This is a genomic window from Chelativorans sp. Marseille-P2723, from assembly GCF_902809845.1.
In the GTDB taxonomy this organism is placed as follows: domain Bacteria; phylum Pseudomonadota; class Alphaproteobacteria; order Rhizobiales; family Rhizobiaceae; genus Chelativorans.
This window is the reverse complement of the sequence record NZ_CADDWI010000007.1, coordinates 37,134-49,498: the sequence shown is the minus strand read 5'-3', so window position 1 is coordinate 49,498 and position 12,365 is coordinate 37,134. Positions and strand designations below refer to the sequence as shown.

Annotated in this window: 10 protein-coding genes; 5 read left to right on the top strand and 5 right to left on the bottom strand. The window is 54.5% G+C overall.

What is annotated here, in order from left to right; translation table 11 throughout:
- Positions 1-1,386: an aspartate aminotransferase family protein gene (locus HUS57_RS00295; protein ID WP_210256033.1), complete on the bottom strand. Its 1,386-nt coding sequence runs from the start codon at positions 1,384-1,386 to the stop codon at positions 1-3.
- A 331-nt stretch (positions 1,387-1,717) separates the two neighbouring features.
- Here HUS57_RS00295 and HUS57_RS00290 point away from each other — a divergent pair, with 331 nt between their 5' ends.
- Positions 1,718-2,737, top strand: coding sequence for a LacI family DNA-binding transcriptional regulator (locus tag HUS57_RS00290; protein WP_173930941.1), 1,020 nt, complete (start codon positions 1,718-1,720; stop codon positions 2,735-2,737).
- Positions 2,738-2,808: 71 nt separating this feature from the next.
- Here the strand turns inward: HUS57_RS00290 and HUS57_RS00285 are convergent, their stop codons facing one another.
- From HUS57_RS00285 to HUS57_RS00270, 4 genes are read right to left on the bottom strand one after another with little or no spacing between them, the layout of a single operon-like run.
- Positions 2,809-3,201, bottom strand: coding sequence for a RidA family protein (locus tag HUS57_RS00285; protein ID WP_173930940.1), 393 nt, complete (start codon positions 3,199-3,201; stop codon positions 2,809-2,811).
- Between the two features lie 32 nt (positions 3,202-3,233).
- On the bottom strand, positions 3,234-5,009 hold the full coding sequence (locus HUS57_RS00280) for a hydantoinase B/oxoprolinase family protein (protein ID WP_246727669.1): 1,776 nt from the start codon (positions 5,007-5,009) through the stop codon (positions 3,234-3,236).
- A complete protein-coding gene (locus HUS57_RS00275; protein ID WP_246727668.1) occupies positions 5,002-7,134 on the bottom strand; it encodes a hydantoinase/oxoprolinase family protein in 2,133 nt (710 codons plus the stop codon). Before HUS57_RS00275 ends, HUS57_RS00280 begins: the two co-directional genes overlap by 8 nt.
- 39 nt (positions 7,135-7,173) lie before the next feature.
- Positions 7,174-7,968 (bottom strand): SDR family oxidoreductase, encoded by a 795-nt coding sequence (locus HUS57_RS00270; protein ID WP_173930939.1) that lies wholly within the window; start codon positions 7,966-7,968, stop codon positions 7,174-7,176.
- A 274-nt stretch (positions 7,969-8,242) separates the two neighbouring features.
- Between HUS57_RS00270 and HUS57_RS00265 the strand changes: the two genes are divergently transcribed.
- Genes HUS57_RS00265 through HUS57_RS00250 form a run of 4 tightly spaced genes read left to right on the top strand, consistent with a single transcriptional unit; the run spans position 8,243 to position 12,362 of the window.
- Positions 8,243-9,361 carry an ABC transporter ATP-binding protein gene (locus tag HUS57_RS00265; protein ID WP_246727667.1) on the top strand — a complete coding sequence of 373 codons (1,119 nt, stop codon included), beginning with the start codon at positions 8,243-8,245 and terminating at the stop codon, positions 9,359-9,361.
- A 28-nt stretch (positions 9,362-9,389) separates the two neighbouring features.
- Positions 9,390-10,583, top strand: coding sequence for an extracellular solute-binding protein (locus HUS57_RS00260; RefSeq protein ID WP_173931195.1), 1,194 nt, complete (start codon positions 9,390-9,392; stop codon positions 10,581-10,583).
- A 43-nt stretch (positions 10,584-10,626) separates the two neighbouring features.
- Complete coding sequence (locus tag HUS57_RS00255; RefSeq protein ID WP_173930937.1) at positions 10,627-11,547, top strand: ABC transporter permease; 921 nt, start codon at positions 10,627-10,629, stop codon at positions 11,545-11,547.
- Positions 11,544-12,362, top strand: a complete 819-nt coding sequence (locus HUS57_RS00250) for an ABC transporter permease subunit (protein ID WP_173930936.1) — start codon at positions 11,544-11,546, stop codon at positions 12,360-12,362. The genes HUS57_RS00255 and HUS57_RS00250 overlap by 4 nt, the downstream gene beginning before the upstream one ends.
- The last annotated feature ends 3 nt before the right edge of the window (positions 12,363-12,365 follow it).

Below are 12,365 nucleotides of genomic sequence, written 5' to 3'. Positions count from 1 at the left end.
TCAATTCAATCTGTTGAGGACATCAGAGGTAATCTCGATGGTCCGATCGATATCTTCCTCTGAGTGAGCCAGAGAAATGCTGGATTGTTTCGTAGCTACAGGAAAGTGGAAAACTCCGGCGTCAATCATTGCTCGACGATAGGAAACGTCACGATCACTGTCGTGGTTCATCGCGACATCACGCCAACTGGTGGGGACATGGTCCATGAAGTAAACTGCAATTGCAGATCCTTGGCGCACAATTGTCGCAGGATAGTTTCGCCTGGAAAACACCTCCCTCAGCCCCGTTTCAAGCCGGCTGCCCAGCTTCTCCAGCCTCTCGTAGATCTCGGCCTCCCTTGACTTCAAGCGCTTCAGGACTGCCGTTGCAGCCGCGACATTGACTGGATGGCCGTTGTAGGTACCGGCAATGACGACTCTTCTTTCCGGATCAGGATGCGCGCAAAAAGCCATAATTTCTCGCTTGCCGCCAACGACGCCCATCGGATAACCGTTGGCTATCGCCTTTCCGAAGGTAGAAAGATCAGGGATCACGCCGCTGATCGCTTGATAACCGCCGAGTGCGTGCCGGAATCCGGTCTTCACTTCGTCGAAAATTAGCATTGTACCAGTGCGGTCGCAGATCGCGCGCAATCCCTCTAGATAGCCAGGCAACGGTTTGACTACCCCGATGTTCTGAAGGATGGGCTCAAGAATGATCGCCGCGACATCACCTCGTGAAAGCACCCGTTCGGCAGCTTCCAGATCGTTGAATTCCACTACTCGCACGGTCTCGCTAATCACGCCGGGAATGCCGCTGGTGAACGGGCGCAGCTTGTATTCTGTGCCCGGCTCATGTTCAGCAACAATACTCGCAGGATCCATTAGATTGTAGGATACGTAATCAGCCCACCCGTTGTATCCGCCTTGCATTAATACTACGACATCCCGGCCGGTCGCGGCGCGAGCAAGCCGCAATGCATATGAAACCGCCTCCGAACCACTATTGGTAAGCTGGATTTGTTCAAGACCCGGCACCGCGTCGCATAGCAGCTCCGAAATCTCGGCCTCCCAAGGCGTCGTCCCTGCACCGATCAGCGACGCTCCCGACCGGATTGCCTTGACAACTGCCTCGTCAACCTCTGGATCGCCATGGCCAAACAGATAAGGAGCGAACCCCGCATGATAGTCGATGTACTTCTTCCCCTCCGCATCCCAAAGATACGCTCCCATTGCACGCACGAAGACCCGGGGCGGTGTAATCGCGCGGTTGGTCGACATTGTACCGCCGGCAATGAACTGGCTCTGCCGATTAACGGTTTCGGTGACTGATTGCGTCATTTTAACCCCGCTTTGCTGATTGCCGGTGGGCACGCTGCCAAGGTTGGAAAAATGCGCCTCGCCCACCCCTCTCCCGACATGCGATCCACACAGTGAACATTTAAGGAGCAATTTAACGTTAAGTCAATGCCCATGTGCATGCATCTGAACGCTTTGAAAGAGATATGAAATGCGTTAATTTAACGCAACATTTTGCAACGCTAGGGCGTAAGCTATAAGAAGCAACTATGCAGAGGGGCCACCCCTATTATTTTCAGCCGCAATACCGGCACCCACCGCTAACGGGGTGGGTGTTGAATGGAGGAAGCATGCAATAGCGTGACCGAAGCATCGCGGTTCAGGTTTAAAGAAGACGAACGAAAATATGGCATCACGATCACGAGCTAAGAAGGAATTCTTGCCCCGAGCAACGCTTAAGGACGTCGCTCAACTGGCTGGCGTTTCGCCGATGACGGTGTCTAATGTCGTCAATGGCCGGATGAAAGGCTACAACGCGGAGACCCGAGACAAGGTCCTGTGGGCGGTGAAGGCATGCAATTACCGCCCGGACATCGCAGCACGTACATTGAGAACCGATCGACGCAAGGCAGTAGGAATGCTGATTATACAGGAGCATCAGTTCTTCCTTGCCGATCCCTACATCACTAGCCTCCTGGATGGGCTTTGTACCGGCCTGAACCAGCATGGATATTCGCTTGTTCTTGAAAGGCAGCCGACAAATCAAATGGCGAATTCGCCATTGATCCAGCAAAGGCAAAGTGATGGCTTATGCGTCTTGGCCGCAGGCGAATTCGATCCGAACGGCTCGTTTGCCGAAACACTGCGAGGTCTAGGTCAACCTGTCATCCTGTTCCAACAGTCCTTGCCGGACCCAATCCTCGATCATTGTGTCATTCGCCAGGATGACTACGAAGGAGGACGCATGCTAGCCGCGCATCTAATCGAACGTGGCGCGCGGCAAGCCGTATTCATTCTGCCACAACCAGACTGGCCGGCGATGCGAGCTCGTCTAAACGGAGCACGCCAGGAGATAGAGGACTCCGCCACAGGAGCCCAATTGACCGTAATTACTTCATTGGATGAGTCACCCGACGCAACCGAAGCCGCTCTTTATAATTACATGGAAGCTGGCGGAACGTTTGACGCAGTCATGGCGGGCAATGATCAGATGGCAATAGCCGTTTATCGCATGTTGCGGCGGCGCGGGATCTCTGTTCCCGACAGGGTCAAACTCACGGGATTTAACGGCTTCCCGCTGCTAGACTTCTTTGAACCCCAGTTGACCACGATACGCTCACCAACCTTTCGAATGGGCAATTTCGCCGCAAACCTGATGATCCGGCGGCTCGAAGATGGGGTCTTTGAGCCGGAAACAGTAGTACTTCCAGTTGAATTCGTGCGAGGTGAGACGACGTAACGTGAGGATGCAGGGGTGACTGCTTGCCGCCGAGCAACGCTCAAGAGGAAGCACGCCGGTTACAACCTTTCTTACCGGATCATAATGGGTATTTCCTTGCCAACATAGGCAACCGCGTCGATCTCGATCTGAATACGGTCAAGCTCTGCGGCGACGGTTGTTCGCGCCGGAAAGACTTCCGCATTCCGGAAAAACTCACCATAAATCTCGTCAAACTTGTTGAAATTTGCTATATTCGACAGGTAGCAAGTGCATTTGGTAATGCGGTTCACCTCACCTCCCGCAGCTTCTACAAGCCGTTGGATATTCTTCAGCGTAAGCAGCATTTCATCTTCGAAGCTGCCTGCAACGATGTTGCCGCGATCATCGATCGGCCCCTGTCCAGAAACATAGATCCAGTCCCCGATCCGCAACGCGGGCGAATAGACACCGGTGGCCTTTGGAAGGCTTATATCCTTGTTCATCTGTCCTCCTCGCACAGTTGAGTTGCCGATCATTATGATGGCGCAGCTTCACGCAAGCGGCGGGTTCCATCAATGTCGACTTCAAGGGCTTCATTGATGACAACGCGGTAGATATTGAGGGCGCGATCCCGGCTCACCCAGCCCTCCATTACGTCCAGATGGACCAAAGCGACCGGTCGTTCATGCGGTGGTCCATATCCTCCTCCCCCGCAACTTATCGACACCATTGCCTCGTCGGGACCGACGACAACCTCGGCGCAGGCCGGTACAGGTTCAAGCATCCCAGTGGACCGGCGGATGAATTGGGAGGAAGGTCCACCGGCAAGGCCACCACGAACGCCTTTGGCTGCATTTATGTTTCCGTCGCTGACGTATGCGACAGTCATGTTGCAATCCACCGGCGAGAACTCTGAATAAGCACTCACTGCGCCACGATGTCGTCCAGCGCCCTCAGTGTCAGCCAACAATCTCCGGGATTTCACAACGATCGGATGACGAAGCTCATCGATCTCAATCGAATCCTGGTAGCACATGCCTGCGTTCCCAGCATGCATGATTGTAAGCCATCCATCTGTCATAGGGGTGGCGGCGCCTCCGGTGCAGCCAAGGTAAACTTCGTTGACAAATGGCTTCCCATTATGGGTGCCCGAAATAACGCCTGAAGAGGCAGGAATGCATGCACCGGTTTCTGCCATGCCGTACCCTTCAGCTAGCTCGGCCATGGCACACTGAACCGGATTGGCTACACGATCCGCTAGATTTGTGGTTGCTACGGAACAGGAGGTCGGATGCCTCGGTATGCCTACGGCACAGTTTTCGCGCAGTTGGACGACAATTCGACGAAAGCTCCCTTCATTCTTGGGTATTGTATGATCCAGTGAATTGAATATCCCAACCATCGGAGCCGATCGCGCACATGCCTCCGAAAGATTAAGCCCATTCTCCATGACATCGATGTTGTCACGCAGATCAACCTCGATCATTTCCTGTTCGGGATTCACATTCAGCGTGATTTTAACTTCAACGCCATCATCTGGTGTACCGGGGAAGGGATCATGGCGACTGCTGTGCGTAATTCGTCCCGCTGGCAAGGCGCGTATAGCAGAGCGCATCCGCCTTTCACTATAGTCGAACCATTGCCGGGTGTAGCTTTCAAGTGTGTCCCAGCCCATTTCCCGCCCCAAATTGAGAAGTTCGCGTTCGCCGACGCGTGCCGCTCCGAGGGTAGCGAGATAATCCCCCCACCATTGCTCCGGTACACGGATCCGCATTTGGCACATCCTGATGATGTCCATTTCGTGCTGATAGTCGGTCTGGATGCGGACGGCTGGAAAGATCAAAGCGCCTTCTGCATAGACGTCCCTGGCAGCGCCCATGTAAGTCGTTGGCAAGGAGTTTCCACAGTCCGCCTGGTGACCTTTCGCCAGTACTGTGAACCGATGAATGCCGTCATCATCGATAACAGGCACCAAAATGCTGTGATCGGCAGGATGTGTGCACCCGTGGTAAGGAGAATTGTGCAGAAACGCATCTCCGCGTCTCAGATTTTTGTGGTTCTCCGCCATAGTGCGGGTCATCACTTCAGGTCCACGCAAAACGTGAATTGGCAAACTGTCAGACGCGGTCACCAGTTCATGATTTGCAGTAAGAATGACACAGGAGAAATCGCGCGCTATGGTAAGAATTCCAGAGCGTCCTGTTCGATGCAGCGTATTTGCCATCTTTCGAGCGACACCCTCGAACCGCGCCGTCAAGATGGCAAGGTCGGATCCATCCAATTTGCTCGACAAGGTAGTACGCTCAGTCACGAGTACCTCCCGAACGCTTGAGATCCACAATGACCGTGCCCATCGCGTCGCGAAAAGCTGTCGCGCCAGGATCGATAACGATGGAGGTCAGGTCAGACTGGATAATTGCCGGACCAACGACCAAGTCAGAAAGCCCGATTGTCTCCAGGCTGTGGACTGATGCCTCGACCCAGCCGGGTGCTCGAAAGTAAGTCCATCGGGAGCTTCTTTGCGGTGCTCTTTCCGGCAGTTTGATCCGTCCCGGAAGCTGCGATCCGAGGCGGCAATGGACAGCTGCATTCCAGCCAATCGTTTCGACCGGCTGGCCAGGATCGTTTACGGCAAAAATTTCCTGATGCATCGCATGGAAGTCGGCCTCCAGACCCTTGACGTCATCAATGTCTGCGAAGCGCGAAGTTCGCAAAGGGACTTCGATCTCCCAAGCCTGATCGGGATAGCGTGATTCAGTCGCCCAATCGATATAGGAAGAATTAGCATCTGCGCCGGCGCTGCGTCGGAAGCTCTCACAATGCTTTGCCAACTTCTCCAACGTGGCGTTCACTCCTTCGAAATCAAAATGGGTAGTGATCGTGTGACACGTGGCATGGTAATGAGCAACGAGATCCGACACGAGCGCCCCGGCTGCAGAAAGGGCAGCGCCCGTCTCCGGAATAAAGACCCAGCGGCATCCGAGCCGCTTTCCAACCGCGACCGCGTTTAGACCGGCTGCACCCCCACCTCCTACAAATGCAGCGTCGCCTGGATCAATTCCCTGACTTACGGTGATATCGAGGATCGCCTGAACCATTTGCTCAGTAGCAAGATCCATGATCGCGGACGCCGCCTCCTCCACACGAAGCCCAAGCGGTCGGCCGACATGATCGCGGATCGCTGCTTTTGCCTCTTCCACATCAAGCTTCATCTGACCGCCTAGGAAATTGTCCGGATCTATGAATCCTTGCACGACAGCAGCGTCGGTTACGGTCGGCTTGTCTCCGCCCCGGCCATAGGCTGCAGGTCCAGGTACTGCGCCGGCGCTATTCGGGCCTACATGGAGCAGCCCACCCTCATCCACCCAAGCAATCGATCCGCCGCCCGCTCCTATGCTCTTGATATCAACCGAAGGCATTCCCGTGAGATGGCTGGAGAAAGGCTTGCCCAGCCAGGTCTCGCGAGTCCTCGGAATCCGCCCGTTGCGGATAAGCGAAACATCAAAGGTCGTCCCGCCGGTATCGCCGACGATAAGCGTATTCGCCATGCTGCTGTCACAATATGCGCGCGCCCCGACCGGAGCCATGCTGGGCCCGGAATTGATTAGATGTACCGGAGTTTGCGCGACGTCCGCAGCATCGATGACACCGCCTTGCGAAGTGACTACCAGAAGACGTCCGGCAAAACCGACATCGCGCAGCCTCTCGTCGAGGCCGCTCATGTAAGCGCCCATGATCGGCTTGAGCGATGCGTCGATGCAGGTAGACATGGCCCGCCGGTATTCCCGGATCGACGGGTTAATGCGGTGGGAGAGCGTATAGGGGACTCCTGGCAAATGATCCTTTATCAAACGCTCCAGAATGAGTTCGTGCTCCGGATTGACGATTGACCAAAGTAGGCACACCGCAATAGCTTCGACACCCATACTGGGCAGACGACGTAACACTTCGATGGCTTGACCTTCATCGAGGGGATGTGCGCACTGCCCTGTGGACATGATGCGTTCATCAATTTCGAATGTCAGCGCCTTGGATACATAGGGTTGCGGATAAGGGACGGTGAAATTGAAAGCGTCTTGTCTTCCCCCTTCCCGAAAAACCAGAGTATCCGGATGGCCGCGCGTTGTTAGAAATGCTGTTCGAGCAGTCCGCCCGGTAATAATAGCGTTGATGGCATGGGTGGTCCCGTGAACCAGGATTTCACCTCGGGCTAGATACTCAGAGAGAGACGCGCCTGCTTGATCTGCCGCGGCCTTCATCACGTTGATCACGCCTCGTACCGGGTCATCCGGAGTCGTTGCAGCCTTGTGCATGCTTAAATAATCGCCGTCTCCACTGACGATGAGGTCGGTAAACGTGCCGCCCGTATCTACGGCAAATCGCAACTTGCTTCGTTTGCGCTTCGACGCGTCGAGCGTTCCGACTATGTCATCCATGATGCTCAATTTCCGTTTCTCAAGAAGAGCGCACGTTCATCAAAGTGATAGAAGATGGCCTCCATCCACTGCGATCACGGCTCCTGTCATGAACCGCGAGGCTCGGGAGGCAAGCAGCAGGATGACACCGTCCAGATCATCGACCTGCCCGACGCGGCCGAGAGGAATTCGATCAGTTATGATGCGGCTTTCCTCGCTGGAGAAGAAAACTTCATTCATCCCGGTCACCACATAGCCGGGCGCAATGGTGTTGACACGAATGCCCCTACTCGCAAATTCGAGGGCCATGATCTGGGAGAGCTGGGTCAATCCTGCTTTCGCTACGGAATAGGCAACGTCGCCGGTCGTGACACCGATTCCGAGGATCGATGAGATGTTGATGATCGAACTGCCGGAACTCATTCGACGCGCCGCTTCCTGCGCGATCAGAAATTGGGCGTCTAAGTTAATCGCAAGGACCTGGCGCCATTTTGCGAAATTCGTATCCAGGGCTTCGCCAGGCCCAGCAACTCCTGCATTGTTAACAAGAACGCTTACAGGCCCCAGGACTGCTTCTACCTTATCGAATAGCGGCTTGATCTGATCAGTGTCAGCAAGCTCTAGGCTGAATGCTTCGGCAAAGCCACCTTTCGACCGGATGCTTTCGACAGTGTTGCTCAGCGCTGCCATGTCGCGGCCTGTTACCGCGATACGTGCTCCATTACCCGCAAGGACTTCTGCAAAGCGCCGGCCGAGACCGCTCGAACCCCCCGTTATTAGAACGGTCTGACCAGAAACATTAAATACTTGCTGCGCAGATTCGGCCTTGAAAACAGCTTCATCTCCCCCGGTCAAATCGAGCCTCCGTGCCGAAGCCTTAGCCGCTCTTGAAGCGCAAACTTCAATCGCATCTCCATTGATGGAACGTTACACAAACGCTAAATCGCGGTCAAGAATGCTGAATGATGACATAAGCATCGGAACCCAAGGAGACCATGGGGTAGAACAAGCACACTCGGCCGTTGACACGCTTACGAACTCCGGTTTAGTATTATGTAACGATAAAGTTACTCATTCTCAGTTCGAGAGCCGAGTTGGTTGTCGGTGAAATTAGAGGCGAGAGTCATCAATGGAGGGAACGCCTGCCATTTGCGCCGAAAGCGCGCGATCGCCCATTCTCCAGCTTGGCGGCGTCTGGCATTCATACGGCGCGGTTACTGTGCTCCACAACATATCCCTCCACGTGGAGCGCGGCGAGTTTCTGACGTTGCTCGGTCCTAGTGGCTCGGGAAAATCAACGCTTCTTCGAATTATTGCTGGTTTGGAGAACCCCCAAAAGGTGGCCATGATGCTGCTTGATGGGATGGACATTACCTGGGCGCCTGCGAATGAGCGTAACGTCTCAACCGTCTTTCAGCATTTTGCTCTGTTTCCGCATATGAGTGTGGGAGAGAATGTCGAATACAGCCTCAAGTTAAGGCGGATACCTGCGCCAGAACGGCGGCGGCGGGCGGAGAGCATGCTCTCTCTTGTGCGGCTGACGGGCAAGTATGATCGGCGAATTTATCAGTTGAGCGGCGGTGAGCGTCAGCGTGTCGCTCTGGCCAGATCATTGGTCATGGGACCAGACATTCTCTTGCTGGACGAGCCGCTGGGCGCGCTTGATGAACGCCTTCGCCTTGACATGCAGCGTGAGCTCATTGAGTTGCGCCGGGCAACGGGGGTCACTTTCATCCTGGTGACACATAGCCAAGAAGAAGCGGTTTCAATGAGCGACCGCATCGCACTCATGCGCGCTGGCACGATCGAGCAACTGGGCTCGCCCAATGACTTGTTTTCCCGACCTCAAACAGAATTCGCCGCAAGGTTTATGGGATTTGAGAATGTAATGCACGGAATCTTGCGTGCAAAAAGGGGTGATCTTGCTGAAGTGGACGTTGGCGGTGCAACGTTATTGGGGAGGATGGTAAGTAAGTCGGCAGCAATGAATCCAGGAGACCGTGTCTTTGCTGCCATCCGGGCCGAGCATGTTGAGGTAGACTGCCAGCGCACTGGAAATAGCGTTACTGCGGTTCGCGGAGATCCGATCTATAAGGGCCGCTACTACGACATCCCCTTTTCAACTCAACTTGGTACGCTCATCGCCCGCTTCGGGGAGCTGCCGGTAAATCTGGCTTGTAAAACCAACATCACTTTCTCGCCAGAGCGATGCGTTGTGGGCGTACTGGGGCCGGAGGGCATACATTAGAACGAATCGTCAAAGGGAGGAGGAGGAAATGACAGAGCGACAGGACAGGAGCAAAATCAGCCGGCGTACGGTTCTGAAGAGAGCGGGTGCTGCTACAGCCGCCCTAGCGCTGCCATATATCGTGCCGGAGGGGATCGGTCGCGCAAAAGCGCAGTCCTCGCCCGGAACTATACGAATGATGGGAGGACCAACGGTAGCGTTGGAGGATTGGGCACAGTTTGAGAAGGATACCGGTCTCAAGATGGAATTTGTGCCCTTCAATGTCGATGACGTTGGGGCGCTCTACAATGAGATTCTAATTAATGGCGCCGGTGAGCGGTTTGACCTGATCAATACGCTTGCAGGAGTGCAAAAGCCCTTAGTTCAACAAGGGCAGGTAGCGCAGCTTGATACATCAAAGCTCCAAAATTATGCGGGCATCGCGGATTCGGTCAAGCGCAGTCCGGTCTTGTATACGGGCGATGACAAGGATTGGTGCGTGCCGCTTTATTACAATGCGGACAGTTTTGGATACTTCCCTGAGAAACTGGGGCTACCGCGTCCACCAGAGGCTTTGACCTGGGACCTGCTTCTCAATAGCGAGGAAACGCTCGGCAAGGCGGCGCTGGACGGTGACATGATCGCCCTCATGATTGGCGGCATGTATCTCAAGAGTCGCGGACTAGCCGATATTGCAGATCCGGGGAACATGACGGCGGACGAAGTGGCGCTGGCTACCGACTGGCTGATAGAGCGCAAGAAGGCTGGGCAATTCCGAACGCTCTGGAAGACATATGACGAGCAGGTCGCCAACTTTGTAAATGGCGAAGTGCTTGTGCAACGTTGTTGGGAGCCTGCCGTGAAGGCTGTTCAGGCTCAAGGTCTCGACGTTGAATATGCGACTTGCAGCGATTTTCACGTCAACTGGATGCATTCGACCTTTATCCCGGTCCAAGCTGCGGAACGGAACAATCTGGATGAGATCTACCGTGCCTTGGACTGGTTTCTGGGGGGCTCTTACGCGGCAGAGCTTGCAGTGCTGCGGGGCTATACCGGATCTCGCATGGATCTTGGTCTAGAGCACGCAAGGTCGGAAGGATGGCCAGATGAAAAGATTGAGGCGATTGAAGCAAACATTGTGAAGGTGGAGACGAAATTCTCCAATCCGAACTTTTGGATTGGGGGCGCTCCTGACGATCTGGCCGCTCACGATCGAGAAATGGCACGCTTCCGAAACGCTTGATGGCAATGGAAGAGAGGCCTTTCGCCCGAGGGAACCAGTGTCTGTGATTGTCTTAGACAAGGACGCCGCAGTCAGTCATCTTCAGCGGCGTCCGCGAGTTTCGCTAGAACGCGGTGCGATCATACTTGTCACCGCGCTATGGGTGCTCGGTGCCCTAATGCCAATCCTGGCGTTGTTTGTAATCTCGGTCCTCAGGGCGAAAGGCCTTTCCTTCGATTTCTCACTGACGCTGCAAGCCTATAGGGACGTCCTGGTTGATTTCCGGCTGGAGATCATTTTACGGACGTTGCGAGTAGTTGCGGTCGTAACGCTGATCGAGTTTCTGCTGGGCTATCCATTCGCAATCTGGCTTGCGAAGGGGATACGCTCTGGTTTGGCGAAATCAATCATCCTGGTCCTGCTCGTCGTACCATTCTTCCTCAGCCCCGCTGCTCGTACGATCGTTTGGCGTTCGATACTGGGCAATGATGGTCTCATAAACAATCTGCTTCTCTCTGTTGGCCTCGTTGATACTCCTGTCAGTTGGTTGCTGTTCTCGGAGTTCGCTGTTCACCTTGGGTTAATCGGCCCATATTTCCCATCTATGGTTTGGCCAATATTCATCTCCGTTTCGCTCATCGACGACGAACTGATCAAGGCGAGCCGCGATTTGGGGGCCACGGGTCTCCAAACGTTGTGGTATGTTGTAACGCCTCTGGCCGTACCAGGGATCGTTGCCGGCTTTCTCTTCACCGCGATACCGATGCTTGGTGACAATGTTGCCTCTACGCTCCTTGGGGGCGGCCGTGTGGCACTAATCGCAGAAAGCTTCGATGATCTAATCCGTGCGATGAATTTTACTGGGGCCGCAGCCCTTGGTGCCATTCTTGTCGTCGCGGTGATCGCTACGGCCCTCATTATTCGATGGGTACTGGTCCACCTTGATCGCAACAACGGCCACCGGCTCAAGGTGATGTCGTCATGATCCGCCGCCATTATCAGCCCGCTGGACTATTTACTCGCTCCTCGAGCTTGCTGGCTTCCTCCCTGGGCATGATCGCCATTGTCCTTCTCTATTTGCCAATCGCCGGTCTTGCCCTTCTTTCATTCAGTGCGCAGCCACTTCGAGGAATTCCATGGCCCTTCACCTTTGAGTGGTATGGCGCGTTGGTGGCTGGTGAAACTGCTTCGAAGTGGATAAGCCCACTCCTTACCAGCATCAGCATCGGAATTCTCGTGTCGATTGCTTCGACTGCAACTGCTCTCCTTATCGGGCGGGCGGTCCCAACCTTACGCCGCAGCACTGGCCTCCTCGTTGCTTACTTATGCGTGATCGTCCTGCCAGGCATTCTTGTCGGTGTGGCAGTTCTCCTATTCTACCGTGTCCTTCTTGGCTTAACGACTGGCTTTTGGTCCGTCTTTCTCGTGCACTTCATATGGGCTTTACCTTTCTCTCTGCTGTGCATTCTTATCGTTACCCTACGTTTTGACCGCCGCCTCCTGGATGCCGCGGAAGATCTTGGTGCGAGCAAGTTTCGCCAATTTATTGATATTGAGTTGCCGTTGTTGATGCCTGGGGTAATGGCATCTTTGTTCTTTAGTTTTCTGCTTTCGTTCAATGAACTACCGCGTACCCTTTATGCGCGTGGGAGCGTTGTAACTCTTCCCTATTACGTGTGGACAGCATCTTCCTCGCATAGCTCCCAAGTTTCCCTGATATACGCTTTGAGTTCCATCATCATGGTTCTCAGTTTTCTTGTAACGTTGGTGGCAATGCGGATTCTCAACAAGAGAGAGTAGGGC